We start from the raw sequence: 25,475 nt of genomic DNA, 5'->3' as shown, positions 1-25,475 counted from the left end.
GCCTCTGGCATTTCCGGGCAGAAAAGGGCTGCATCAGCCTCAACGATCGGTTAACCAGAACCCGAACATCGTCGCGAGGACGAGGCCCCGCCATGGAAATGCCGCCGCGCGGCCCCATGGTGCGATGGTCCCGCAGCCTCGCGTGACACCAGTCGGATGACCCCTTCCATGGCCCTGCGCCCCGCTGCCCTGCTGCTTTGCGCCGTTGCCCTCGCCGGCTGCACCTCCTCGTCCCGCTTCGGCGACTTCTCCAGCGCCTCCGCGCCGTCGGGCTCCGACCGCTTCGGCCGCTCCGATGCGCCCGTCCAGCCGCAGATCCAGCCGGCGCCCTCCGACGACATCATTCCCGGTGGCCAGCCCGGCGGTTCCGGCACGATCGAGAGCCAGGAGATCGCGCCGCCGACCGCCTCGGGCCGGTCGGATGTCGGCGCGCCTGCCATCGACCAGGCGCTGGCGCCGAGCCAGCCCGGCGCCCAGCCGCAAATCATGCAGCCCGAGCCCCCGCGCGGCGGCCAGCCGGCCTCTCCGCCGGTCGTCTCGGCCATGCCCCGTCAGGAGCGCGCCGCCCCGGCCGCGACCACCGTCGCCGGCACCTGGACGGTTTCGGATGCCGGCGATCGCTGCCGCATCACGCTGACCTCGACGCCGCTCTTCGAGTTCTATCGCGCCAGCCCGCAGAACTGCCGCGCCCCCTCGCTGGCCCGCATCAACGCCTGGGAGCAGCGCGGCTCGGAAATCGTCCTGCTGCAGCCTGGCGGCCGCGTCGCCGCGCGCCTGTCCCCGCAGGGCTCCGGCTATTCCGGCGCCACCGCCACCGGCGCGCCGGTCTCCATGGAGCGCTGAGCGGGCCGGGGCGTCACGCCTCGATCGGGCGTGGGCGCCGACGGCGCTTCGCCCCGACAAGGCGCATCTGCCGGTCGATCAGCCCGGCGGCCACCGCCGAGCCATCGCTCCACATCTCCCGCCAAAGCGATATGGGCGTCGCCGGCGGCGCCGTCACCGCCGCCATGCTGTCGCCCGAGGCGAAGGTGATCTTGCCGTCGAAGCGCGCCGCCAGCCGCTGCATCCCGCGATTGGCCGGCAGGCAGGTCATGACGAGATTGCCGATGCCGCGGTTGCGGGCGGTGAGCAGGAGCCGGCCGAACAGCGCCGAGCCGACGCCGCTGAGGCGCCAGTCTTCCTCCACGGTCACTGCCACCTCGCCTTCGCCCTCCGGCAGCAGGCGGAGCTCCGCCGCGCCGCGCAGCACGTCGTCGACGAAGAAACCGTGGACGATGGCGTCGGCACCGAGGGCCGTGGCCGCATAGGCAGCGATCGTCTCGTCGGAAACCCCGGCGGCGAAGCGGCAGCGGCGCGATTCTGGATCGAGGCGCAGGAAATGCGCGGCGAGAAGCTCGTTTTCCCAGGCGAAGAGTTTGCGGATGACGCCCGGCGCGATCAGTTCATCCAGCATTGGCGGCCCCCTTGAAAGGCCTCGATGGGCCTGTTCGGCGTGGTCCCTCACAATGCGGCGCTGCTTCCCTGGAAAGGGCCGTACAGGAGGGCTCCCGTGGCGGCAAGTCGATTATTGCAGTGCAGCATCACGATGACGGCAGGGCGGCGCGTCCGTGGCTTTCGCCTCAACGGCGGATGAACGCGCAAACGAAAACCCCGGCCGTGGGGCCGGGGTTTCGATCAGGAATGCGCGGAAGGGGAGGGATCAGCGCTTCAGGGCGCCGATGCCACCGAACTTCTGGTTGAAGCGCGACAGGCGACCGCCGCGGTCCATCAGCTGCTGCGAGCCGCCGGTCCAGGCCGGGTGGACCTTCGGATCGATGTCGAGCTGGAGTACGTCGCCCTCCTTGCCGTAGGTGGAGCGGGTGAAGTACTCCGTGCCATCGGTCATGACGACCTTGATGGTGTGGTAGTCGGGATGGATGCCGGTCTTCATGGGGTCGTCCTCGCAGGCGCCGTTCGTGTGGTCCGGCGCTAAGGGCCGTGTCCTGAATGAGAAGCCGCGCTATTAAAGGAAGTCACTGGCCATTTCAAGCCAGCCGTGCCCTTGTCCGGCCGTAACGAGAAGAAGAGTTCGTAAGTCGATGTCCACGGTCGAAACCGCCGCCGGCAGCCTCAAGGCCGGCACCGAGCCGCGCCGTCCCAAGCTGCGGCCCCTCATGCGGTTCCTGCCCTTCGCCTGGCGCTACAAGGCGCTGATCCTTGGCGCGGGCATCTCGCTGCTCGTGGCCTCGCTGGCGACGCTGGCCGTGCCGCTCGCCATCCGGCGGATGATCGATTTCGGCTTTTCCGTCGAGGGCATGATCAACCAGTATTTCGCCATGCTGGTGGTGATCGCCGCGGTGCTGGCCGTCGCCTCCGCCGCCCGCTTCTATCTCGTCACCACCATCGGCGAGCGCGTGGTGGCCGACATCCGCACCGCCGTCTTCGACCATCTGGCGACGCTCTCGCCCGCCTTCTTCGACAAGGCGCGCACCGGCGAGCTCGTCTCGCGCCTCACCGCCGACACGACCCAGCTGAAGTCGGCCCTCGGCGTGTCCGTCTCCATGGCGCTGCGCAACATCATCATGTTCATCGGTGCGGTCTCCATGATGGTGCTGACCAGCCCGCACCTGTCGCTCTACGTGGTCGGCGCCATCCCGATCCTGGTGATCCCGCTGGTCGCCTTCGGCCGCGATGTGCGCCGCCGGTCCCGCGCCGCCCAGGACCGGCTGGCCGACGCCACCGCCTATGCCAACGAGAACATCCAGGCGGTGAGAACCATGCAGGCCTTCACGGCGGAGGCCTCTGTCACCAGCCGCTTCGCCCATGCCGCCGAGGAGGCCTTCAATGGCGCGCGCGATGCCAACCGCGCCCGCGCCATCCTCACCGCCGTCATCATCTTCCTCGTCTTCGCCAGCGTCGTCGCGGTGCTCTGGACCGGCGCCCAGCAGGTGCTGGCCGGCACCATCACCAGCGGACGCCTGTCGCAGTTCCTGCTTTACGCCGTGATGGCGGCGAGCTCCCTGTCGCAGCTCTCCGAGGTCTGGAGCGAGGTGAGCCAGGCCTCGGGCTCGGCCGAGCGGCTCGGCGAGATCCTCGCGGTGCAGCCGGACATCACCGCGCCTGAGAAGCCGCTGGTCCTGCCCGAGCCGGCGCGCGGCGAAGTGTCCTTCGTCGCCGTGCGCTTCGGCTATCCGACCCGGCCCGAGACGCGCATCCTCGACGACGTCACCTTCACCGTGAAGGCCGGCGAGCGTGTCGCCATCGTCGGCCCCTCGGGCGCTGGCAAGTCTACGCTCTTCGCCCTCGTCCAGCGCTTCTACGACCCGCAGGGCGGCGTCGTCCGCTTCGACGGGGTGCCGGTGGCCGAGGTCGATCCGCGCGAGCTGCGCCGCCGCATCTCGCTGGTGCCGCAGGACGTGGCGATCTTCGCCGCCTCGGTCGCCGAGAACATCCGCTACGGCCGTCCCGACGCCACGGATAAGGAGGTCGCCGCCGCCGCCCGCATGGCCCATGCCGAGGAGTTCATCGCCCGCATGCCCGACGGCTATGCCAGCCTCGTCGGCGAGCGCGGCGTGACGCTCTCCGGTGGCCAGCGCCAGCGCATCGCCATCGCCCGCGCCATCCTGCGCGACGCGCCGCTCCTCCTCCTCGACGAGGCGACCTCCGCCCTCGATGCCGAGAGCGAGACCCTGGTGCAGGAGGCTTTGTCGCGGCTGATGACGGGCCGCACGACCCTCGTCATCGCCCACCGCCTCGCCACCATCCTCGACTGCGACCGCATCATCGTCATGGATCAGGGCCGGGTGGTGGAGCAGGGCACCCACGCCGAGCTGGTCGCTGCCGGCGGCCTCTATGCCCGCCTCGCCGAGCTGCAGTTCAGGACGGCCGCAGGCGCAGCGGTGGAGGCTCAGGCCGCCACGCCATGAGGTCGATGGGCCGGCCCTGCTCGTTGAGCCGGTGGCTGGTCGTGACGAAGCCCTCGCGGCGATAGAACGTGATGGCGCGGCCATTGTCGGCATTGACGTCGAGATCGAGGCCGGACGGCGAGGCCTCCTTCGCCGCCGCCATCAGCGCGGCCGCCACCCCGCGCCCCTGTTGGCCGAGGCCGACCAGCATCTGGTCGATCCAGCCCTCCGATCCTACGGTGACGAAGCCCGCAGGCGAACCCTCGACCTCCGCCACGAGCACGCGCGTGCCCTCGGCCTCCATCCGCTCCAGCCGGTCGAGCAGCCAGCCACGCCGTGTCGCGAAGTCGATGGCCGGATAGGCGGCAGCCCAGGCCTCCACCCACAGATCGGCAAGGGCGGGCCGGTGCTCCGGCCGCAGCGGGACGATCCGCGTCACCGGTCGGTGAGGCGCAGCTCGATGCGCCGGTTGCGGGCGAGCGCCTCCGGGCTGTCGCCCTGGTCGATCGGCTGGAACTCGCCGAAGCCGGCCGCGACCAGCCGCTGCGGCGGGATGCCCCGGCTGATCAGATACTGGACCACGGCGATGGAGCGGGAGGCCGACAGCTCCCAGTTGGAGCGGAACCGCCCGCCCTGGATCGGCCGCGCGTCGGTATGGCCGTCCACCCGCAGCACCCAGGGGATGTCGGTGGGGATGTCCTTCTCCAGCTGGAGAAGCGCTGCCGCGAGCTTGTCGAGTTCGGCGCGCCCGCCCGGCTCAATCTCCGCCTGGCTCGACCCGAAGAACACCTCGGAGCCGAAGACGAAGCGATCGCCGACGACGCGGATGTCGCTGCGCTCGGCGAGGATCTCGCGCAGGCGGCCGAAGAACTCCGAGCGGTAGCGTGACAGCTCCTGGACGCGCTGGGCCAGCGCCAGGTTCAGCCGCCGTCCGAGATCGGTGATGCGCGACTGCGCATCGCGATCGCGCGCCTCGCTGGCGCCGAGGGCCTCTTCCAGGGCGGCGAGCTGGCGGCGCAGGGCCGCGATCTGCTGGTTCAGGAGCTCGATCTGGGCGATGGCGGCCTGTGAATTGCGGCGCTGCTCGGCGAGCTGCTGCTCGAGCGTGGTGGCGCGCCCCACGGCGCTGCCCGCCTGGCCCTGCGCCTCGTCCAGGAGCCCCTGCAGCCGACGCCGCTCGGCATCCGAGGTGCCGAGCGTCGCGGTGATCGCGGCAAGCCCTTCCTGCAGCGTCTGGCGCTGGCCGCGCTCCAGCTGCAGCAGGTCGCCAAGCTCGGCGATCTGGCGCTGCAGGCGCACCATGGTCTCGTCCTTGCCGGCGATCTCCCGCGACAGGAAATACTGCGCCAGCATGAAGACCGAGAGCATGAAGATGATGGCGAGCAGGAAGGTGGACAGCGCGTCCACGAAGCCCGGCCAGTAGTCGATCCCGCGTTCGCCGCGGCGCGACCGCGACAGGGCCATCAGACCGGGCCCTTCTCGCGCAGCACCTGTTCGAGCAGGCGCCGCAGCTCCTTCTGGTCGGTGGCCTGGGCCTGCATCCAGTCACGCACCACCTGCTGCTCCGAGCGCATGTGGGTGACGAGGCCCTGGATGCCCTCGGCGAGGTTCGCCATGGCCGCCCCGGCGCGCTGGCCGCCGGCCTCGCCGATGGCCTCGCGCAGCCGGTCGAAGGCGCGCTGCAGATCCGCGACGCTCACCTGCGGCGCCGATCCGTCGGTGCTGGACGGGCCGATCACCGCCATGTCCTGCACGGTCGAGGACAGCCAGTCCTCCACCTCGGTGTAGAAGCGGTTCTGCGCCTGGCTCGCCTGCAGGTCGAGGAAGCCGAGGACGAGCGATCCGGCAAGGCCGAAGAGCGAGGACGAGAAGGCGATGCCCATGCCGCCGAGCGGCTCGGCAAGGCCGCGCTTCATGTCCTCGAAGATGGTGCCGAGCTCGCCCTGCGTCGACAGGCCGTTGATGACCTTGCCGACCGAGGTGACGGTCTCGATCAGGCCCCAGAAGGTGCCGAGCAAGCCGAGGAAGACGAGGAGGCCGGTGAGGTAGCGGGCGAGCTCCCGGCCCTCGTCGAGGCGGGTGGCGAGCGAATCCAGCAGCGAGCGCATGGTCAGCGTCGAAATCGCCATCTGCCCGGTGCGGGCGCCCAGCATGGTCGCCATGGGCGCGAGCAGGATCGGCGGGCGTTCCACCACAAGCCCCGGCTCGGCGAGGCGGAAGCCGTTGACCCACTTCACCTCGCGGAACAGCCGGATCACCTGCCGGAACGACAGGATGACGCCGACGACGCCCACCGCCACGATCACGCCGTTGAGGCCCGGATTGGCCATGAAGGCCACCTGCACCTCGCGTTGCAGCACGAAGACCACGAGGCCCACGAGCGCCAGGAAGACCAGCATGCGGACCAGGAAGATCCGCGGGGACGAGACCTTGAAAGGATCGAGTTCGCGGGCCATCGACACTCATCGAGCGGTTGCGGGGCAGACGCAGGCTAACCCTGCCGGCCGCAGAAATGAAGCCGGGTCGATGACGGCGCCGTGACGGGTGTCACGGCACCGCTTGTCGGGGCGATCAGGCCGCGAGCAGGCCTTCTGCCTTGGCGTGGTCGAGCACGCGGTCGAGCGTGCGGGCGACGCGGTCGAAGAGGTCGTCGATCTCCTCCGGCGAGATGATCAGCGGCGGGCAGAGCGCCAGCGCATCGCCGAGGTTGCGCAGGATGACGCCTTCCTCCTGGGCGATGGCCACCGCCTTGGCGCCGATGCCGGCCTTGGGCTCGAAGGCCTTCTTGGTGCGCTTGTCGGCCACCATTTCCAGCGCGCCCATCATGCCGAGGCCGCGGGCCTCGCCGACGAGGGGATGGTCGCCGAGCGCCTTCAGATGCGCCTGGAACTGCGGCGACTTGGCCGCCGCCTTCTCGATGATCTTCTCGCGGTCGTAGATCTCCAGCGTCTTCAGCGCGACGGCCGCGCCGACCGGGTGGCCGGAATAGGTGAAGCCGTGGCCGAAGGTGCCGACCTTCTTCGATTCGACGATGGTCGCCTGGTACATCTCCTCGGGGATGAGGATGGCGCCGACCGGCATGTAGGCCGAGGTCAGCGCCTTGGCGATGGAGATGGAGTTCGGCTTGTAGCCGAGCGCCGAAGAGCCGAACCATTCGCCGAGGCGGCCGAAGGCGCAGATCACCTCGTCGGCGATCATGAACACGTCGTAGCGCTGGCAGACCGCCATCATCTTCTCGAAATAGCCCTTCGGCGGCACGATGACGCCGCCGGCGCCCATCACCGGCTCGGCGATGAAGGCGGCGACCGTGTCCGGCCCCTCGCGCAGGATCAGGTCCTCGAGGTCCTGGGCGCAGCGGGTAGCGAAATCCTCCTCGCTCTCGCCCTCCAGCCCGAAGCGATAGTGGTGCGGGCACGAGGTATGGAGGATGCCTGAGATCGGCAGGTCGAAATCGGTGTGGTTGGCGGGAAGGCCGGTCAGCGAGGCCGAGGCGATGGTGACGCCGTGATAGCCCTTGATGCGCGAGACGATCTTCTTTTTCTGCGGCCGTCCCATCGCGTTGTTCATGTACCAGATCATCTTGATCTGGCTGTCATTGGCCTCCGAGCCCGAGCAGACGAAGAACACCTTGGAGATCGGCACGGGCGCCTTCTCCTTCAGCCGCTCGGCAAGCTCGATGGCCGGATCGTGGCTCTTGCCGCCGAAGAGATGGGTGAAGGACAGCTTCTTCATCTGCGCATAGGCGGCGTCGGCGAGCTCCTCGTTGCCGTAGCCGAGCGAGGTGCACCACAGGCCCGCCATGCCTTCGATGTAGGGCTTGCCGTCGACGTCGTAGACATGGATGCCCTTGGCGCGCTCCAGCACCAGCGTGCCGGTGTCGCGGATCGTCGCCTGGTTCGTATAGGGGTGAAGGACGGTTTCCAGGTCGCGGACCTGGAGATTGGTCAGAGCCATGGCGGCCTCCTGCGAAGATGATGGCCGAAGTGAACCTGATTGGCTCTGCCGGTGTCAAAGCAGGGGAGGGATGCGACCCCTCCCCCGCAAGAGGCCTCAGCGCCGGGATCGCAGCCGTGCCGCAAGGCGGGCCGCGACGGCGGCCAGCAGCAGCGCCACGGGTACGAGGTACCAGACGCTCATCGGCACGCGCTTGCCATTGGTGAAGACGAAGCTGAGCCAGACATACCAGGCGCCCCAGAGGTGGATGTGCCGCCACACCGCGGGCCCCAGCCAGCGCAGCGCGGTATCCGACGACGTCGCCGCCATGACGAGGATCACCGCATAGGTCGTCGATCCGCTGATCGCCGAGCCCATGGTGCTGAGCTGCCAGAACAGGGCCGGATCGGCCCGCACCAGGGCGATGATGGCGCCGAGGTGGATGGCATGCGAGGCCGCAAACGACAGCCCCAGCGGCCGGCGGTTCGCCAGCAGCCAGCGGGTGGCCGGGGAGGGCGCAAGGCGCGCCAGCGACGAGGCGATGAAGCTGAGCAGGAAGAACACGAGCGAGGTCCGCGCGGTGAGGCGGATCATGGCGCGCAGGCCATCCGTTCCGCCACCGGAGGCGAGGAAGGCGAGGGCCGAGGCCACGAGCAGTGCAAGGGTGAACAGGACGACGAGGCGCCAGCCCCTCAGGGCGGCGCGAGAGGGTGAAGGCAGGGCGAGCGGAATCATTCCGTCCCTCCGGGGATCGGTGCAGATGTCGGGTTTGGGGGATGGCCCGCTTTAGAGACCGGCGAGCCGCGCGGCGCGCTGGAGGCTGCGCCGGAGCGCCAGGGCCTGCGCCATGAGCAGGCCGACGACGAGGCATTCGCCCGCCGTCGCGGCGACGACCAGGACCGGGGCCTCCGCCCAGCCTGCGGCGAGCCAGATGCGCAGGATTCCCGCCGCGACCGAGGCGCAGAGGCCGGCAAGCGCCACCGCCGCCCAGCGGCTGCGCCGGGCAGTCGGGCGGCGGACCCGCCCGATGAGCCAGCCGGCGCAGACCAGCATCGCGACGACGAAGGCCCAGCGGTCGACGAAGGGGACGAGCGCGCCCGCGAGCGCCCCGTCGCTATCGAGCGGCGGCAGCCAGAGCGATCGCAGCCGCATGGCAATGAAGGTTGCGACCAGCGCCGTCACCAGCACCGCGCCGGTGCGCTCGGCCGTGCTGTCGGCGCGGTCGGCAAGCAGGCTGGCCGCGATGTCGCGGGCCGGGCCCATGCGGGCCACCGCCTCGCGTTGCTCGTCCTCCGACGGCGCCTCGCTCAGCACCTCCGCGAAGTGATCGGCGAGCTCTTCGGCCAGCCTCTCCGCCAGCGCCGGATCATGGCCGAGGAGATCGGTGACCTCGGCGAGGTAAGCCTCGATCACGCCGGCCATGGGCGGCCCCCGACCACGGCGCTGACCCCGGCGGCGAAACGGTCCCAGAGGCTGCGCCGCGCCTTCAGCGCATCATGGCCGGCGGGCGTCAGGGCATAGACGCGACGCTTGCGACCGCTTGGCGGCACCACCCATTCGCTGGCGAGAAGGCCCGCGGCCTCGAGGCGGTGCAGGGCCGGGTAGACCGTGCCTTCCGGCAGGTCGAAGGTCTCGCCGCTGCGGGCGCGGATCGCCTCGATCACCGCATAGCCATGGGCTGGCCCCGCTTCCAGCGCAGCGAGCACGATGGTGTCGAGGTGACCCTTGAGCATTTCAGCGTCCATACCTCGGGACGCTATACCTCGTGTCACTAGGCGTCAACCTTCCGGCGGTGTCTCCTTCGGGTCCACCGGCGCGGTGACGCTGGGGCTCGCCTTGACCCGGCGCGGCTCGCGGCGCTTCAGCCGGCGCGGCGGCAGGATCTCCGGATCGCTCACCACTTTCTTGGCGAGGAAGATGGCCGCATCCAGCTTGGTGAAGGCCCGGCCGCGATAGAACTTCAGCGCATTCTCGTTGTTCTCGGCCACCTCCAGCACGAGGTGGGTGCAGCCGCGGAGCTTGGCGAGATGTTCGAGCTGCTCCAGCACGAAGGTGCCGAGGCCGCGGCCCTGGAATTCCGGGTCCACCGCCAGTTCCTCGACGAAGAGCGGGCGCATGTCGCGGGCGCGGAAATAGCGCTCGTTCATCCAGTTGTCGGTGCCGATGATGGCCAGCGCGCATTCGGCATAGCCGACGATCCGCTCCTTGCCCCCCGTTCGGATGACGAAGAGCAGCTGCTCGATGCCCTTCTCCTCGAAGACCTCGAGGAAGCGCTTCTTCGACTTCGGCCGCTGGTACTCCACCGTCGAGCGGTTCACCTCGCGGAACACCGCCTTGATGAACTCCCAGGTGCGGTTGAGGTCGCGCTTGTTGAGATGGCGCACCCGCACCTGCGGCTCGGCATCGGCGATGTCGTCGGGGATCGATGTGTCGGAGGCCATGGGATGAACAGCAGGTTCCGTTGCTGCCAGTCTCTACCGCATCGGAGGGGGGAGAGCCTAGCCGGGGGCGAGGCGGCACACCCATTCAAGGGCGACATATACGTTGGGTTTAGGATGTCGTTCTATCGAACTTTAACGCGAGCGACTGCAGGCTTGCGCCATGACGATTTTTCTCATTGCAACCGGCGTTCTCTCCGCGGTCATCGTTGCCTTTCCGCTGATCGTGCTCCTGGCCATCTTTCTTGGCCCGCTCGGCTTCTTCCTGATGTGGGTGCCGACCATCTTCCTGGTCGCCTCCACATTTCAGATGACGCGTGCTGTGCTGACCTATGGGGGCGTGTCCGGGCGCGAGAAGGCGGCAGTCATCGCCGGGGCGGTGACCGCCCTGGTGTTCTTCGCTCTCCCGCTTCCCGCCTACTGGCAGGCACAGCGGCTCCTTGCCGGCGTCGTCCTGCCCGATGTCACGCCGCAGGCGCCGATCCGGCTCTCGGGGGTCGTGCGCCTCGATGCTCCCATCAATGGATGCGACAACATCTGCGCCGCTTTGCTGATGACGCCGGGCGTGACCGCGGTGACATTGCCAGGAGCCAGTGGCCGGCAAGCCCTGACCTATCGCCTCGTGCCGGTCGGCGACCCGCGGCAGGCGGTCGAAACCGGCAGCTTCGGCATCGCCAGGGTGATCCAAGACAATGGATTGAGGCGAAATCCGCCTGTCGACCTGGCCCGGGCCGCCTGGAATCTCAAGCTGGCTTCGGGCCTGAAACTGGTGGCCGATCGTGAGTCCGCCGGGGCGGAGTTCACAATTAACCGCACCAACGGCCCCATTCACCGGACGACCAGCAATCGCTGGTCGCTGGCGCCGCGCCCGGGTTGGGTCGACACGCTCACCATCACCGATCGATCCGGCGAGGTCCTCCTGCGGTCGCAGGTCGCCGGCATCGCAACACCTGCCTTCCCGCTGCGCACGAGCCTGGGCGGCGAGTTGGAATCCAGCAACCTTTTCGGGTGGACCGAGATCATGCTGTCCAAAGGCGTGCCGGTTCCCCAGCGAACCATTTTCCATTGGCTTGGGGCGACTCCGGGTCCCCCGAGGCTCGACCTCACGGACCTGATCCTCACCCACACCACCATTGCCCGCGTGACGGAAGCCGCAGGCATTACCGATGCGGTCCGGCCCCAACTCGTCAGTGCCCTCGACAATCCCAGCGCCGCTGCGGGGGATGCTGGCCTGCGTCTCGCCGGCCAGTGGATGAACAGTATAGCCGGCAGGACCCCGTTATCCGACGAGGATGCCGCGCTGGTGGAGCGCATTGTCCGCGACCGGCGGATTGTCAGCACCGAAGGGATGTACCTGGCCCTCCGCGCGATGGGGCCGCGCGCGGTCGGGCTCCGCGAGACTCTTCTGGCGCGTGTCGTCGAAACGGCGGCGACCTACCGGGACAAGGACTGGTATGGCGTGCTGGACGCCCTGCCGGTCGGAACCTTTGCCGCCCCCTTGCCTCAGGAACAGGCCCTACTGGCGGACGTCGTCACCAGCCGCCGCGCGCTCGTGCTCATCCGCCGGCAGGCCGAGCGGGGGCGTGACGCCTTGCCGGACCTGCTGCGCCTGCTCGAGACCTTCGCATCAACAGCGACCCCGCCCGGCGGTGACTGGTCCGATACGAGGGATGCAATCAGTTCGGTGCAAAGCGCGCTCCTCCGCCTCGGGCCCGAAGCCGCCCCGGCCCTGCCACAGGTCGAGGCCCTGTTCGAGAAGTATGAACGGCTTCGCCGGACGCGCGACACGTATTGGGATGCCACGCTGGTGGCGATGGGGATGCCGCTCGAGCGCGTGGTCAAACCGGCGTATCAGAGCGGCACAGAGGAACAGTACCGGGCCCGCGTCCAGCGTCTGGCCGCCCAGCGGCCGCGGGAGTAACCGCCCTCATCGGGACACAGGTCCACGGCGCCCTCCGCGGCGCAACGCGCGATTGACCAACCGCATCCGGGCACCCAATGTCCTGACCGAGGCAACGCATCCCAATGAGAGGCTCCCCGATGGCCCCGTCCCCGATGGCCCCGTCCCCGATGGCCCCGTCCCCCATGGCCCCGTCTCCCCATCTCACCCGCCGCGCGACGCTGGCCGCTGCCGCTGGCTTCGCTTTTGTCCCCACCGTCGCCCGCGCCCAGGGCACCTGGCCGCAGCGCCCCATCCGGCTGATCGTGCCCTTCTCCGCCGGCGGCGCGGCGGACAGCGCGGCGCGCGTACTGACCGGCCGCATGGGCGAGCGGCTCGGCGAGCGTTTCGTCGTAGAGAACCGCACCGGCGCCAGCGGCAGCCTCGGCGGGGCGGAGGTGGCGCGCGCCACCGATGGCCACACCTTCCTGTGGGACGCCTCGAGCCACATCGTGAACCCGTCGCTCTTGCGCGGCCTGACCTTCGACTACGCCACCGCCTTCGCGCCCATCTCGCTGGTGGTGACCTTCCCCTCGGCCATCGCGGTGAAGAACGATTTCCCGGCGCGGACGCTGGCCGAGTTCGTGGCCGCCGCCAAGGCGCAGCCGGGCAAGCTCACCGTCGGCACGCAGGGCAATGCGACCGCCGGGCATATCGGGCTCGTCGCCTTCGCCCGGGCGGCCGGGATCGAGGTGATCCACGTTCCCTATCGCGGCGGCGCGGCGGCGGCGCAGGACCTCGCGACCGGCGCGCTTGACGCGGTGTTCACGACGCTGGTCTCCGCCGGCCCGGTGGTGGATGCCAACCGCGCGCGGTTCCTGGCCGTCGGCACGCTCACCCGGGTCGAAAGCCGCCCGGACATTCCGACCATCGCCGAGCAGGGCTTCCCCGGCTTCGAGTCCAATGAATGGGCCGGGCTGCTCGGGCCCGCCGGCACGCCCGCGCCGGTCATCACCGCCCTCTACGACGCGCTGGCCGAGGCCATCGCCCAGCCGGCCTTGCGCGAGCGCCTCGTGCAGATCGGCTGCGTGCCGGTCGCCTCCCGCCCCGACGCCTTCGCGCGCTTCATCACGGAAGGCCGCGCGGCCATGGCGACCCTTGTCCGCGAGGCGAACATCCGCTCGGAGTGAGGCTTCTCGGTATGGCCTGCGCGTCGCGCCGGCACTGGCGCGGCGCGCAACCCATTCCCCCCGCGCATGTCCCCCGTCGCCTTCGCGCTGCTTGCCGCGGCGGGAGCGCCATTGCACGGTGCCGGCAACGAAGACCCAAGGGGGGAGTGCATCCATGGCCGCCGACATGTCGCTCGTCGCAAAGAGCGCCACCGATATCGTGAAGCTGCTCAAGGCCGGCGAGGTGACGCCGCTCGACCTGCTGGACACGCTGGAGAAGCGGGTGAAGGCGGTGGACGGCAAGGTCAACGCCCTGCCGACCCTCTGCTTCGACCGCGCCCGCAAGCACGCCCGCGCCCTGATGAAGAAGCCCGCGGCCGAGCGCGGGCTGCTGCAGGGCATGCCGGTGCCGATCAAGGACCTCACCGACGTCGCCGGCGTGCTGTCGACGCAAGGGTCTCCCATTTTTAAGGACTTCGTGCCGGAGGTCTCCAACGTCCTCGTCGACCGGCTGGAGGCCCAGGGCGGCATCGTCTACGCCAAGTCGAACACGCCGGAATTCGGCGCCGGTGCCAACACCTTCAACGAGGTCTTCGGCGCCACCGTGAACCCCTACAACACCAAGCTGTCGGCGGCCGGGTCCTCCGGCGGCGCTGCGGTGGCGCTCGCCACCGGCATGGCCTGGCTCGCCCACGGCTCGGACATGGGCGGCTCGCTGCGCAACCCCGCGAGCTTCTGCGGCATTGTCGGCCTGCGCCCCTCGCCGGGGCGGGTCGCCGCGACGCCCGGCACGAAGATCGACTCGACGCTCGGCGTCGAGGGCCCCATGGCCCGCACCGTCGCCGACCTCGCGCTGCTGCTCGACGCCATGAGCGGCGACGACCACCGCGATCCGCGCTCGCTTCCCGCCCCTCGCAAGAGCTTCCGCTCGGCGCTCCGCGGCCCGTGGAAGCCGAAGCGCGTCGCCTGGTCGCCGGATCTCGGCATCACCCCGGTCGACCCGGAGGTGCGCGCCATCACCGAGAAGGCGGCCAGGCGCTTCAAGGAGGCGGGCGTCATCGTCGAGGAGGCCCATCCGGACTTCTCGGAGATCCACGAGTGCTTCGGCACGCTGCGCGCCTATGCCTTCGCCACCACCAAGGTGGAGCTGCTCAAGACCCATCGCGACAAGCTGAAGCCCGAGGTCATCTGGAACATCGAGAAGGGCCTCAAGCTCACGATGGAGGAGATGACGAAGGCGGAGGCGCAGCGGCAGGCCATGCTGCAGCGGACGCTGGCCTTCTTCGAGCGCTACGACCTGCTGCTGACGCCGGCCACCATCGTCGCCGCCTATCCGGTCGAGCAGCGCTTCGTCGCCGAGTGCGACGGCTACACCTTCCCCGACTATGTGCAGTGGCTGTCCATCGCCTATGCGCTGACGACGGTGTCCTGTCCGGCCCTGTCGCTGCCCTGCGGCTACACGAAGGACGGCCGGCCGATCGGCCTGCAGGTCGCGGCGCGTCCCCATGGCGAGGACCGGGTGCTGGCCGGCGCCAAGATCCTCGAGGACATCCTCGGCCTCGGCACGGTGAAGCCGGTCGATCCGCGCTGAGGCAAGCGCCTTCGGTGCCGCCCTTCACCTCTCCCCGGCGGGGAGAGGTCGGCCGAAGGCCGGGACGCTTGAACCTCCTCCCGTCATCCCCGGCCGAGCGAAGCGAGGGGAAGGGGATCCAGGGGCCCTCTGCGCGATCTCTTCCCCGATTTTTTGATCAAGCTCGGACGCAGGTGGCCTGCCACTCCTGGACCCCCTTCCCTCGGCCTCAAAGCATTCTGCTTTGGGCCTCGCCGGGGGTGACGGTTGCGGTTGGGGTTAGACCGACCCGGTCGTCATCAGCATCGCCCCCCCGTTAACGGACCATCCACCGCATCCGCAGCTTTTCCGCCCCCGCCGTCCACCCGGTGTTAAACATGACCCGGGTCGCGCGGGATGGGAGAGTGACGTGGTTCGCCACGCCCTGAAGCGGCTCTGTGCCCTGGTTGTCGTTCTGGCCGGCATGGCGCTGCCCGCCGCCGCGCAGCGCGATATTCGCCATTCCGCCATTCCCGATTTCGATGCGGTTGCCGCCGCCAACCGCGGCGTCGGTGGCTTCTATTTGGCCGCTGGCCTTGCCTATGGCCTGCCGTCCAAGCGCGCCTTCAGCCTCGTCGACGGCTTCGCCTGCCCCGGTGTCGGCGTGCCCTATCTCGGCCCGGTCTCGCTTGGCGGCGCCTCAGGCTGCAGCACCACCGCCAATCTCGCCGGGCTGACCGGCCATGCCATGGCGGGCTGGAACTTCGGCGGCCCGAACGGGCTCGTCACCGGCCTCGAGCTGCGCGGCCGCCTTGGCCGCGAGGGCGGCAATGGCCGCCTCGGCGGCTCCACCCTCGTCTCCATCCCCGGCCTGTCCGCCTATACCAACACGGCGAGCGGCGCCTATCGCGGCAATCTTGACGCCGGCCTCGCCCTGTCGGGCCGCCTCGGCTACGCCTTTTCCGGCATCATGCCGTTCGTGCGCGCCGGCCTCGGCATGGCCCGCCTCGCCGAGCAGGTCGATTTCGATGCCACCGGCTCGAGGTCCTGCGCGGTCGGCCCGCCGGTGACCTGCACCAGCGGCGGCGTCGTCGCCTGGCGCTCGACGCGCTGGCTGCCCTCCGCCGTTCTCGGCGCCGGCCTCGAGGTGCCCTATGGCCGCGTCTTCGTGCGCCTCGACGGCGAGATCGAGGCGGCCTTCTCGCCCTCCTCCAGCCTGATGCGGGAACTGGCCGGCCAGCTCGTCACCGTCACCGGCACGCCCACCGGCGGCCCGTCCACGGCGGGCGCGGCGACGCTGCGGGCGGAAAACTGGGTCGTCACCCGCCGCATCATGCTCAGCGGCGGCTTCCGGTTCTGATCCGCTGACACTATGTTCGCCGCTCGCCCCGGGATGAGCCGGCGGCCGCGACCCCCGGGTGAGAATGTCGACCACGCGCCTGACCACGCTGCCTTCCGGCCTGACCGTCGTCACCGACGCCATGCCCCACCTCAAGACGGCCTCGATCCAGGTGAGCTTCGGCGTCGGCGGCCGTGACGAACGCCCCGACGAGCACGGCATCAGCCACCTGCTCGAGCACATGGCCTTCAAGGGCACGACGCGCCGCACGCCGCGCGGCCTGGCCGAGGAGATCGAGGCGGTCGGCGGCGATCTCAATGCGGCGACGGCCTCGGAGAGCACATCCTACTACGCCAAGGTGCTGGGCGAGGACCTGCCCGTCGCCATCGACATCCTCGCCGACATCCTCACCGATCCGCAGTTCCACCCTGAGGAGCTGGTCAAGGAGAAGAACGTCATCGTCCAGGAGATCGGCGCCGCCGAGGACGACCCGGACGACGTCGTCATCGACCATTTCATCGCCGAGGCCTATCCGGCCCAGCCGCTCGGCCGCACCATCCTCGGCACCCCCGCTGCGGTGCGGTCGGCGACGCCCGACAAGCTGCGCGCCTATATGGGCCGCTCCTATTCCGCCCCGCGCGCGGTCGTCTCCGCCGCCGGTGCGGTCGACCACGACCGCATCGTCGAGGCCATCGGCCGCGCCTTCGAGGTCCTGCCGAAGGACGCCCCGCCGGCCAACGAGCCCGCCCGCTACCGCGGCGGCATCAGCACGGTGGCCCGTCCGCTGGAGCAGACGAACCTCGTCTTCGGCTTCGAGGGCATGAGCTACCGCGATCCCGACATCTATGCCGTCGGCGTCTTCAACAACCTGCTCGGCGGCGGGCTCTCCTCGCGCCTGTTCCAGGAGGTCCGCGAGGAGCGCGGTCTCTGCTACGAGATTCACTCCTTCCACTGGTCCTACAGCGACACAGGCATTTTCGGCATTTCCGCCGGCACCGACCCGGGCGATGCGGTGGACCTCGTCACCCTCACCATGGACGTGCTCAACGCCACGGTGGATGGCGCCACCGAGGCGGAGGTCGGCCGCGCCAAGGCGCAGATGAAGGTCGGGCTCCTCGGCGCGCTGGAGAGCTCGTCGTCCCGCACCGACCAGATGGCCCGGCAGGTGCTCATCTTCGGCCGGACCTTCGCCCTGGAGGAGATCGTCGCGAAGATCGACGCGGTGACGGTCGAGGATGCCCGCGCGGCCGGCGCAAGGCTGGTGCGCTCCTCGCCCATGACCTTTGCAGCCATCGGACCCAAGCGCGGGCTGGACAAGGTGAGGAAGCTGGCGGAACAATTCCGCCCGACATGACTCATCCCACCAAGGCCCCGCCGCAAAGGTCGGCCGCCGCGAAGCCGCTGTCGCTGCTGCGCGCCGTGGGCCTCGCCTACAGCGCGCCGGAGCCGATCGTGACGCCGAAGGTGCTGCTGCGGCTGCCCGACATGGGCGACTTCGAGGCCTGGGCGGCCTTGCGCGAGCAGAGCCGCCGTTTCCTCGCGCCCTGGGAGCCGGCCTGGCCGCTCGACGACCTGACCCGGCCGGCCTTCCGCCGCCGCATCGCCCGCTATCGCCAGGACTGGCGCGACGACCAGGGCTACGCCTTCTTCCTTCACCGCGCCGAGGACGGGGCTCTCGTCGGCGGGCTCACCCTCACCAATGTCCGGCGCGGCGTCGCCCAGATGGTCTCGCTCGGCTACTGGATGGGCGAGGCCTATGCCGGCAAGGGCTACATGAGCGCGGGTGTCCGGGCGATCATCCCCTATGCCTTCGGCACGCTCGGCTTCCGCCGCATCGAGGCGGCCTGCCTGCCGCACAATGCGGTCTCGGTGGGCCTGTTGGAGCGCGTCGGCTTCACCCGCGAGGGCCTGGCGCGGCAGTATCTCTGCATCAACGGCACGTGGATGGACCACGTGCTCTATGCCTTCGTGCAGGGCGACCCGATCGGCTAGGTCAGAGCGTCATCAGGCAGCCGCCGATCTCCAGCGTCCACAAGGCCAACGAGACGCCGGAGGCATACCAGGCATAGAGCCCGCAGACCTGCCACTCCGCGCGGCGGATTTCGCGATGGGCAATGCGCAGCGGCGGGCGCTCCTCGGCGGCGAGATTGTTCCACACCTCGCCCTCGACCACGTTCTGCCGCTCGGCGCGGGCGATGCGCACGATCATCAGCAGCGAGGCGAAGGTGAAGCCGATGGCGCCCGCCTTCATCGCGGCGATCGGGTCGGCGGCAAAGTGGAACATCAGGGCGAGGGCGGCGAGCACGGCGACCGACAGGTCCCGAAGGGCGGCGGCACGCACCTGGCGATGGATGGAATCCATGGAGAACTCCCGGCGTCTCATCGACATCATGGCACCATTGGCCATGTTGCAATGCAATACGCCGGGAGCGGGAAGGAGGTTCCCGCCCCGCGAAGACCTCGCGGGAGCGCAGCCCCCGCCGCCTCAGTCGACGATGAACAGCCGCGCGCCCTTCGGCGCCGTCGAGCGATGGGCTTCCGCGCCATCGGCCACCTGGTAGCTCATGCCCGGCTTCAGCACGAAGACGCGGCCGTCCTCCAGCCTCGTCTCGAGCTCGCCCGACAGGCAGAAGAGCACATGGCCCTTCGAGCACCAGTGGTCGGAGACATAGCCCGGCGAATATTCGACCATCCTGACCCGGATGGCATTGTCCGCCGGACCGAAATGCCGCGTCCGCCACAGCGCCTCGCCGACCTCGCCGGGATGGCGCGTCGGCTCGACGGTCTCCCAGTCGACCGTGCCGAAGGGGATGTCGGACATCTTCATGGGGAGGGCCTTCAGAACAGGTGGATCAGGCCGGGCTTGAACAGGCCGATGGCCGAGAATGCAATGCCGACGAGGCCGAGGCCGCCCGAGAGCCAGGCCAGCGCCATGGCGCCGGTCACCACCGCGGCCGAGGCCAGCACGATGGCGATCTGGAACGCCGCCGAGGAAATCTCGAAGTCGTGGTAGCGCTTGTAGGCGACGTCGCGCTTCTTCTCGGCCGCCTGGGCGCGGGCGGAGAGCTGGCGGCGGCCCTCATTGGTCTCCGGCTCGTTGTCCCAGCGCGCGGCGCGGCCCTGCCAGGTCTCGATCTGCCGGGTCATCGCCGCCTTGGCGGCCTCGTCGGCCACGAGGTTGCGGGTGATGGTCATGTCCTCGGCGGCCGTGGTCACCGCGGTCATGCGGATCGTCTTGGCCTGGAAGAAGGCCCAGAGGTTCGAGGCTTCCACATTGGCGTTGAGGGCGTCGGTCTGCGAGCTCTTGGCGGCGGTCTCGGCGAGGGCCAGGAAGAGCGCGAGGACGGCGATCAGCAGGGCGATCGTCTTGTTGGAGGGGTCCATATGACCGTGGCCGGACATGGTGTGATTCCCTTGGGTGAGACGGAGGATGCATGCTTTGCCCGCCGCCGTGCCGCGGCGCAAGCGGCGCCTTGCCACGTCCCCGCTTGGCGGGACGGGCCGGGGCGTCCTAAACAGCCTTCATGACAGCCCGTCGACCGCCGCGCGGTCGCAAGGGGGCGAGAGGCCCGGCATGAGCGATCACCACGACCATCACGACGAGGCCCTGGAACGCCCGGATTCGCCCTGGGCGACGGGCCTTGCCCCCTCGCCGAACCATGACGAGCGGCGGGCGAGCATCGACATCCTGCTCCTGCACTATACCGGCATGACCGATGGCATGGCGGCGCTGAGGCGCCTGTGCGACCCGCATGCGCCGCGCGTCTCCGCCCATTACGTCGTCTTCGAGGATGGCGAGATCATCCAGTGCGTCGCCGAGAGCCGCCGGGCCTGGCATGCGGGAGCCGGCTCATGGCAGGGCCGGGAGGACGTCAATTCCCGCTCCATCGGTATCGAGATCGTCAATCCCGGCCATGAATGGGGCTATCGTCCCTTCCCGGATGCGCAGATCGCCGCTGTCATCAATCTCGCGCGCGACATCCTCCTGCGGCGCGGTCACATCCCGCCGCTGGGGGTGCTCGCCCATTCCGACACCGCGCCCGGCCGCAAGCAGGATCCCGGCGAGCTGTTTCCCTGGGCCCGGCTGGCGGAGGAGGGCGTCGGCCTCTGGGTGCCGCCGGCCCCGATCCAGGAGGGCCCGACCTATCGCCTGGGCGAGGAGGGCCCGCCCATCCAGGCCTTGCAGGCCATGTTCGGCATGCTGGGCTACGGGCTGCAGGTCACCGGCGTCTTCGATGCGCCGACCGAAGCGGTTGTCACCGCCTTCCAGCGCCACTGGCGGCAGGAGCGCGTCGACGGCGTGGCCGATGCATCGACGCTGCGCACCCTGCGGGACCTCCTCGCAGCGCGCTGACCGGCTTGCCAAAGCACCGGCGCGGCGGGAGGCTCGCGCCATGCGCGCCATCCTCACCCTGCTCGCCGTCCTGTCTGCGCCGCTTCCGGTCTCCGCCCAGTCGGCCCTGCCGGACGGGTTCGTCCATCTCGCCGAGGTCGCCCCGACCATCCGGCAGGACATCCGCTATGCCGGGTCCCGCAATTTCCTCGGCCGTCCCGTCGCCGGCTATCTCGCCGGCGAGTGCATCCTCACCCGCCGCGCCGCCGAGGCGCTCGCCCGCGCCCAGGCGGAGATCGCGCCGCGGGGCCTGACCCTCGTCGTCTGGGACTGCTACCGCCCTGCCACCGCCGTGGCCGACATGATGGCCTGGACCCGCGACGCCACCGACCAGCGGATGAAGGCGGTCTTCTATCCCGGCATCGACAAGGCCCGCCTGTCGGTCGAGGGCTATCTCTCCTCCCGCTCCACCCATTCCCGTGGCTCGACCGTCGATCTCGGCATCGCGCGCGCTGGTGCTGCGCCGGGCTTCGCGAGTGGCGCCTGCACCGCGCCCGCCGGCCAGCGCCTCGACGACGGCGCCCTCGATTTCGGCACCTCCTATGACTGCTTCGACCCGGCCGCCCATGTCCGCGCGCCCGGCATCGGCCGCGAGGCGGCCGCGAACCGCGCCATGCTGGCCTCCTTGATGCAGCGCAATGGCTTCCGCGCCTATGCGAAGGAATGGTGGCACTTCCAGCTCGTGAACGAGCCCTTCCCCGCCCGCGTCTTCGATTTCCCGGTGGTGCGGCGGGGCCAGCGATGACGTGACGCACGGCCGTCACGGAACGGGCGCGTCGCGGGCGCATTGTGTTGGAGCACGAGGAGCCCGATCCATGACCGACGTCCAGCCCGCCCCCACCGACACCGCCCGCACCGGCGCCTCCATCGGCTCCCAGCTCGTGCCACTCCGCCGCAATTCCGGCTGGCTCATGGCCGCGGGCATCGCCCTCATCCTGCTTGGGCTGTTCGGCCTCGTCGCCGTGCACCTCTTCTCGCTGGTCAGCGCGCTCACCTTCGGCGCCATGATGCTGGCGGGCGGCGCGGTGCTTCTGGTCGACGCCTTCAGGCACCCGGGCTGGCAGAGCCGGCTGACCATGATCGGCATCGGCGTGGTCTATGTGATCACCGGCGTCCTGGTCTTCATCAACCCGCTCCAGGCGGTCATCGCCCTCACCATGGTCTGCGCCGCCATGCTGATCGCTACCGGCCTTCTGCGCATCATCGCCGCCTTCCAGGTGCGTCCGATGGTGGCCTGGGGCTGGATCCTCGCCTCGGGGCTCCTGTCGCTGCTCCTCGGCATCGTCATTGCCGTCCAGCTGCCGCAGGCGGCGGCCTGGGTGCTCGGCACCTTCCTGGCGGTGGAGCTGATTTTCCAGGGCTGGTCCTATGTCTTCCTCGCCCGCGCCATCCGCTCGACCTTCGATGGCGTGCATCCCAAGCCAGTCGCGTGAGCGAGCCGTCATGGTGACCAAACCCTTGACGGAAACCGTTTCTTAACGGCCGGCGGCGTTAATCAGGCGTTGACGGCACGATGCCCGCGGAAAGGCCGGCGGGACGGCGTCGTCACCACGCCCGTGATGCCATGCCGGTCCGCAGCGAGCAGCCGATCCCCACGCCTCCGACGCGCCCCGGCCGCGCGTCGCCGCCGTGGGAGAGGTGCACCGCCCGGACCCGCCAGCGCCTCCCGGGGGCGGCGCGCGGGAGGGGCGGCATGACGTCAGCCATGGCAAGGGACGGTAGGGGCGACGCGCCCCGGCACGTGCCCGTGCTGCTGGCCGAGGTCCTGGGCAGCCTCACGCCGCACGACGGCGACATCATCATCGACGGCACGTTCGGCGCCGGCGGCTATACCGCCGCCATCCTCGCGGCTGCCGACACCCGCGTCATCGCCATCGACCGCGACCCGACCGCCATTGCCGCGGGCGCCGCGCTGGTCGAGGCGTCGGGCGGCCGGCTTACCCTCGTCCACGACCGTTTCGCCAATCTCGACGAGGTTTCCGCCGATTGCGGCCACGCCGCGGTCGATGGCGTCGTGCTCGATATCGGCGTCTCCTCCATGCAGCTCGACGAGGCCGACCGCGGATTCTCCTTCCGCTTCGACGGGCCTCTCGACATGCGCATGGCGCGCGAGGGCGACAGCGCCGCCGATCTCGTCGCGCGGCTCGAGGAGACCGACCTCGCCAACCTCATCTACACCTATGGCGAGGAGCGCCTGTCGCGCCATATCGCCAAGGCCATCGTCCGCGAGCGCGCGGAAGCGCCGATCACCACGACGAAGCGCCTTGCCGACATCGTGGGACGTGTCGTGCGCTCCAAGCCCGGCGACATCCACCCGGCGACGCGCACCTTCCAGGCGCTGCGCATCGCGGTGAACGACGAGCTCGGCGAACTGGAAACGGCACTGGTCGCGGCCGAGCGGGTGCTGAAGCCCGGCGGACGCCTCGTGGTGGTCACCTTCCATTCGCTCGAGGATCGCATCGTCAAGCAGTTCCTCGTCGACCGGTCCGGCAAGGCTCCCGCCGGCTCGCGCCATGCGCCCGCCGTCCATGCGCCCGAGCCGACCTTCACGCTCCTCCACCGCAAGGCTGTCGCCGCCTCCGAGGCCGAGAGCGCCGTCAACCCGCGCGCCCGCTCCGCCAAGCTGCGCGCCGCGGTCAGGACCACCGCCCCTGCGAGGCGCCGGCCATGATGCGCTTCCTCAACATTCTCGTGGTTGCGGCGCTGGTGACGGCGGCGGCCTATGTCTATCGCATCAAGTACGAGGCGACGCGCCACGGCGAGCAGGTGGCGAAGCTTCGCCTCGAGATCACCCGCGAGCGCGAGGCCATCGCCGAGCTGAAGGCCCAGTGGGCTCAGCTCAACAGCCCAGACCGCCTGCAGGCGCTGGCGGAGAAGCACCTCCGCCTCCGGCCGCTGGCCATCAACCAGCTGCATGACCTGTCCGGCCTACCCGACAAGCCGGTGATCGATCCCGATCCGATCGGCTCCATGCTGCAGGCCATGGAGGCCGGCGGCGAGGGCGGCATCACCACCGGCACCATTCCGGGCGGCATGCCGCTGCCGCAGCGCCGCCCGGCAGGAGGCCGCTGATGACCGACATGACCGCCGAAGCTCCGCCGCGCCCCTCCTTCCTGATGCGCACCCGGCATTTCTTCGCGTGGGTGCTGGCCGGCCCGCAGTCCGAGCGCCTGCGCAAGGCGCGCTCGCGCGTGCGCCTCGCCATGCTCGGCTTCGGTGCGCTTTATGCGGTGATCGCCGTCAGCCTCGTCGTCTATGTCGTGCGCTATGACCGCTCCGCGCAGTCGGGCGTGCGCAGCGCCGAGGCAGTCTCCTCGACGCGCCCCGACATCCTCGACCGCAACGGCGAGGTGCTGGCCACCGACGTGCGCGCCATCTCGCTCTATGCCGAGCCGAAGAAGCTCGCGGCGAGCTTCGACGTCGACGAGGCCACCGAACTGCTCACCGCCGTCCTGCCCGACCTCGACGCCCGCGAGGTGCGCGAGCGCCTGCGCTCCGGCAAGGGCTTCGTCTGGCTGCGCCGCGAGATCACGCCCGCCCAGCGCGACCAGATCCACCGCCTCGGCATTCCCGGCGTCGGCTTCCTGCGCGAGGCCAAGCGCTCCTACCCGAACGGCCCGACGCTCTCCCACGTCCTCGGCATGGTCAATGTCGACAACCAGGGCCTCGGCGGCATCGAGCGCTACATCGACAACCAGGGCCTCGCCGAACTGCACCGCGCCGGCCTGGTCACCGACCGCAACCAGGCGGCTGTGCAGCTCTCCATCGACCTGCGCGTCCAGCACGTGCTGCGCGACGAGCTGATCCAGGCGCACCAGAAGTTCCGCGCCAAGGCGGCGGCCGGCGTGATCGTCGACGTCAATACCGGCGAGATTCTCGCGCTCGCCTCGATCCCCGACTACGACCCGAACCAGCCCTCGACCGCCGCAGGTTTCGACCGCGCCAACCGCATCACAACCGGCGTCTACGAGATGGGCTCGGTGATGAAGTCGCTGACGACGGCCATGGCGATCGATTCCGGCCGCTTCAACATCAACTCGACCTTCGATGCCCGCTTCCCCATGGCCGTCGGCCGGCACCAGGTGAAGGACTTCCACGCCCAGCGGCGCGTGCTCACCCTGCCGGAGGTCTTCACCTATTCCTCCAACATCGGCACCAGCCGCATGGCGCTGTCGCTCGGCGGAGAGCATCAGCGGTCCTTCCTGCGCCGTCTCGGCCAGTTCGACCGCGTCGTCACCGAGATCGGCCCCTCCACCGCGCCGCTCGTACCGCGTCGCTGGGCCGACATCACCGCCGCCACCGTCTCCTTCGGCCACGGCATCTCGGTCGCCCCGCTCCAGGCGGTCATGGGCACCGCCGCGCTGGTCAATGGCGGGCGGCTGATCACGCCGACCTTCCTGCGCCGCTCGCCCGAGCAGGTCCAGGCTGCCTCGCGCCAGGTCATCCGTCCCGAGACCTCGCAGGCCATGCGCTTCCTGATGCGCCTCAATTCCGAGCGCGGCTCCGGCCGGCGCGCCGATGTCGAGGGCTTCTACGTCGGCGGTAAGACCGGCACCTCGGAGAAGGTGATCGGCGGCCGCTACTCCAAGGACAAGCAGCTCAACTCCTTCATGGCGGTCTTCCCCGCCGACCAGCCGCGCTACCTCCTGCTCGTCATGCTGGACGAGCCGCGCGGCATCCCCGAGACCCATGGCCTCGCCACCGCCGGCTTCAATGCCGCCCCGACGGCCGGCCGCGTCATCGCCCGTTCCGCGCCGCTCCTCGGCCTGCAGCCGCGCTTCGACCTTGCCCCGGCCATGCAGACGATCCAGGTCGGCTACCGCATGCCGGGACGGTGACCCTCGGTCGCATCGCCCCGACCGGGACACCGCCTAAAGTCCGCCATCTTGTC

27 protein-coding genes are annotated in these 25,475 nt (G+C 69.9%); 14 read left to right on the top strand and 13 right to left on the bottom strand.

Features of this window, described 5'->3' with window-relative positions; genetic code table 11:
* The first annotated feature begins 168 nt into the window (after positions 1-168).
* Positions 169-843: an AprI/Inh family metalloprotease inhibitor gene (locus tag C8P69_RS06400; RefSeq protein ID WP_170118144.1), complete on the top strand. Its 675-nt coding sequence runs from the start codon at positions 169-171 to the stop codon at positions 841-843.
* Positions 844-856: 13 nt separating this feature from the next.
* On the opposite strand, the gene C8P69_RS06395 is transcribed toward C8P69_RS06400, so the two are convergent.
* A complete protein-coding gene (locus tag C8P69_RS06395; protein WP_108175022.1) occupies positions 857-1,453 on the bottom strand; it encodes a GNAT family N-acetyltransferase in 597 nt (198 codons plus the stop codon).
* 246 nt (positions 1,454-1,699) lie between these two features.
* Positions 1,700-1,930: a 50S ribosomal protein L31 gene (gene rpmE, locus C8P69_RS06390; RefSeq protein ID WP_108175021.1), complete on the bottom strand. Its 231-nt coding sequence runs from the start codon at positions 1,928-1,930 to the stop codon at positions 1,700-1,702.
* Positions 1,931-2,078: 148 nt separating this feature from the next.
* Here rpmE and C8P69_RS06385 point away from each other — a divergent pair, with 148 nt between their 5' ends.
* Positions 2,079-3,905 (top strand): ABC transporter transmembrane domain-containing protein, encoded by a 1,827-nt coding sequence (locus C8P69_RS06385; protein WP_108175020.1) that lies wholly within the window; start codon positions 2,079-2,081, stop codon positions 3,903-3,905.
* Here the strand turns inward: C8P69_RS06385 and C8P69_RS06380 are convergent.
* The 8 genes from C8P69_RS06380 to C8P69_RS06345 form a co-directional block, all read right to left on the bottom strand.
* A complete protein-coding gene (locus tag C8P69_RS06380; RefSeq protein ID WP_108175019.1) occupies positions 3,856-4,323 on the bottom strand; it encodes a GNAT family N-acetyltransferase in 468 nt (155 codons plus the stop codon). The two genes, C8P69_RS06385 and C8P69_RS06380, sit on opposite strands and share 50 nt — an antisense overlap.
* Positions 4,320-5,348 carry a peptidoglycan -binding protein gene (locus C8P69_RS06375; RefSeq protein ID WP_108175018.1) on the bottom strand — a complete coding sequence of 343 codons (1,029 nt, stop codon included), beginning with the start codon at positions 5,346-5,348 and terminating at the stop codon, positions 4,320-4,322. The genes C8P69_RS06380 and C8P69_RS06375 overlap by 4 nt, the downstream gene beginning before the upstream one ends.
* Complete coding sequence (locus C8P69_RS06370) at positions 5,348-6,340, bottom strand: flagellar motor protein MotA (RefSeq protein ID WP_108175017.1); 993 nt, start codon at positions 6,338-6,340, stop codon at positions 5,348-5,350. The genes C8P69_RS06375 and C8P69_RS06370 overlap by 1 nt, the downstream gene beginning before the upstream one ends.
* Positions 6,341-6,455: 115 nt before the next feature.
* Positions 6,456-7,838, bottom strand: coding sequence for an aminotransferase (locus C8P69_RS06365; RefSeq protein WP_108175016.1), 1,383 nt, complete (start codon positions 7,836-7,838; stop codon positions 6,456-6,458).
* Between the two features lie 96 nt (positions 7,839-7,934).
* Complete coding sequence (locus C8P69_RS06360; RefSeq protein ID WP_108175015.1) at positions 7,935-8,552, bottom strand: cytochrome b family protein; 618 nt, start codon at positions 8,550-8,552, stop codon at positions 7,935-7,937.
* Positions 8,553-8,603: 51 nt separating this feature from the next.
* Positions 8,604-9,239: an HAAS signaling domain-containing protein gene (locus C8P69_RS06355; protein ID WP_108175014.1), complete on the bottom strand. Its 636-nt coding sequence runs from the start codon at positions 9,237-9,239 to the stop codon at positions 8,604-8,606.
* Complete coding sequence (locus tag C8P69_RS06350) at positions 9,227-9,550, bottom strand: PadR family transcriptional regulator (protein WP_245901890.1); 324 nt, start codon at positions 9,548-9,550, stop codon at positions 9,227-9,229. Before C8P69_RS06350 ends, C8P69_RS06355 begins: the two co-directional genes overlap by 13 nt.
* 45 nt (positions 9,551-9,595) lie before the next feature.
* Positions 9,596-10,258: a GNAT family N-acetyltransferase gene (locus C8P69_RS06345; RefSeq protein ID WP_108175012.1), complete on the bottom strand. Its 663-nt coding sequence runs from the start codon at positions 10,256-10,258 to the stop codon at positions 9,596-9,598.
* 160 nt (positions 10,259-10,418) lie between these two features.
* Here C8P69_RS06345 and C8P69_RS06340 point away from each other — a divergent pair, with 160 nt between their 5' ends.
* From C8P69_RS06340 to C8P69_RS06310, 6 genes are all read left to right on the top strand, one after another.
* A complete protein-coding gene (locus C8P69_RS06340; protein ID WP_108175011.1) occupies positions 10,419-12,176 on the top strand; it encodes a hypothetical protein in 1,758 nt (585 codons plus the stop codon).
* 164 nt (positions 12,177-12,340) lie between these two features.
* Complete coding sequence (locus C8P69_RS06335; protein ID WP_108175010.1) at positions 12,341-13,324, top strand: Bug family tripartite tricarboxylate transporter substrate binding protein; 984 nt, start codon at positions 12,341-12,343, stop codon at positions 13,322-13,324.
* Positions 13,325-13,478: 154 nt separating this feature from the next.
* Positions 13,479-14,894, top strand: a complete 1,416-nt coding sequence (locus tag C8P69_RS06330; RefSeq protein ID WP_108175009.1) for an amidase — start codon at positions 13,479-13,481, stop codon at positions 14,892-14,894.
* A 388-nt stretch (positions 14,895-15,282) separates the two neighbouring features.
* Entirely contained in the window at positions 15,283-16,212 is a 930-nt protein-coding gene (locus C8P69_RS06320; RefSeq protein WP_146167294.1) for a hypothetical protein, read from the top strand.
* Between the two features lie 64 nt (positions 16,213-16,276).
* Positions 16,277-17,545 (top strand): M16 family metallopeptidase, encoded by a 1,269-nt coding sequence (locus C8P69_RS06315; protein WP_108175006.1) that lies wholly within the window; start codon positions 16,277-16,279, stop codon positions 17,543-17,545.
* Positions 17,542-18,183 (top strand): GNAT family N-acetyltransferase, encoded by a 642-nt coding sequence (locus tag C8P69_RS06310; RefSeq protein WP_108175005.1) that lies wholly within the window; start codon positions 17,542-17,544, stop codon positions 18,181-18,183. Before C8P69_RS06315 ends, C8P69_RS06310 begins: the two co-directional genes overlap by 4 nt.
* A 1-nt stretch (position 18,184) precedes the next feature.
* Here the strand turns inward: C8P69_RS06310 and C8P69_RS06305 are convergent, their stop codons facing one another.
* The 3 genes from C8P69_RS06305 to C8P69_RS06295 form a co-directional block, all read right to left on the bottom strand.
* Positions 18,185-18,553 (bottom strand): hypothetical protein, encoded by a 369-nt coding sequence (locus C8P69_RS06305; RefSeq protein WP_146167293.1) that lies wholly within the window; start codon positions 18,551-18,553, stop codon positions 18,185-18,187.
* Between the two features lie 123 nt (positions 18,554-18,676).
* On the bottom strand, positions 18,677-19,018 hold the full coding sequence (locus C8P69_RS06300; protein ID WP_108175003.1) for a DHCW motif cupin fold protein: 342 nt from the start codon (positions 19,016-19,018) through the stop codon (positions 18,677-18,679).
* A gap of 11 nt (positions 19,019-19,029) precedes the next feature.
* Positions 19,030-19,593, bottom strand: coding sequence for a DUF4337 domain-containing protein (locus C8P69_RS06295; protein ID WP_108175002.1), 564 nt, complete (start codon positions 19,591-19,593; stop codon positions 19,030-19,032).
* A gap of 172 nt (positions 19,594-19,765) precedes the next feature.
* Between C8P69_RS06295 and C8P69_RS06290 the strand changes: the two genes are divergently transcribed.
* From C8P69_RS06290 to C8P69_RS06265, 6 genes are all read left to right on the top strand, one after another.
* Positions 19,766-20,545: a peptidoglycan recognition protein family protein gene (locus C8P69_RS06290; RefSeq protein ID WP_108175001.1), complete on the top strand. Its 780-nt coding sequence runs from the start codon at positions 19,766-19,768 to the stop codon at positions 20,543-20,545.
* A gap of 40 nt (positions 20,546-20,585) precedes the next feature.
* On the top strand, positions 20,586-21,329 hold the full coding sequence (locus C8P69_RS06285; protein WP_108175000.1) for a M15 family metallopeptidase: 744 nt from the start codon (positions 20,586-20,588) through the stop codon (positions 21,327-21,329).
* 70 nt (positions 21,330-21,399) lie between these two features.
* Positions 21,400-22,017: an HdeD family acid-resistance protein gene (locus tag C8P69_RS06280; protein WP_108174999.1), complete on the top strand. Its 618-nt coding sequence runs from the start codon at positions 21,400-21,402 to the stop codon at positions 22,015-22,017.
* Between the two features lie 272 nt (positions 22,018-22,289).
* The gene (rsmH, locus tag C8P69_RS06275) at positions 22,290-23,255 is read left to right on the top strand and encodes a 16S rRNA (cytosine(1402)-N(4))-methyltransferase RsmH (protein WP_425440748.1); all 966 of its coding nucleotides are present in this window, start codon (positions 22,290-22,292) and stop codon (positions 23,253-23,255) included.
* Positions 23,252-23,656, top strand: coding sequence for a cell division protein FtsL (gene ftsL, locus C8P69_RS06270; RefSeq protein WP_245901888.1), 405 nt, complete (start codon positions 23,252-23,254; stop codon positions 23,654-23,656). Before rsmH ends, ftsL begins: the two co-directional genes overlap by 4 nt.
* Positions 23,656-25,422 (top strand): peptidoglycan D,D-transpeptidase FtsI family protein, encoded by a 1,767-nt coding sequence (locus tag C8P69_RS06265; protein ID WP_108174997.1) that lies wholly within the window; start codon positions 23,656-23,658, stop codon positions 25,420-25,422. The genes ftsL and C8P69_RS06265 overlap by 1 nt, the downstream gene beginning before the upstream one ends.
* Positions 25,423-25,475: the final 53 nt, after the last annotated feature.

Origin of the sequence: Phreatobacter oligotrophus (assembly GCF_003046185.1) — a bacterium.
Classification (GTDB): domain Bacteria; phylum Pseudomonadota; class Alphaproteobacteria; order Rhizobiales; family Phreatobacteraceae; genus Phreatobacter; species Phreatobacter oligotrophus.
This window is presented reverse-complemented; position numbering and strand designations above follow the sequence as displayed.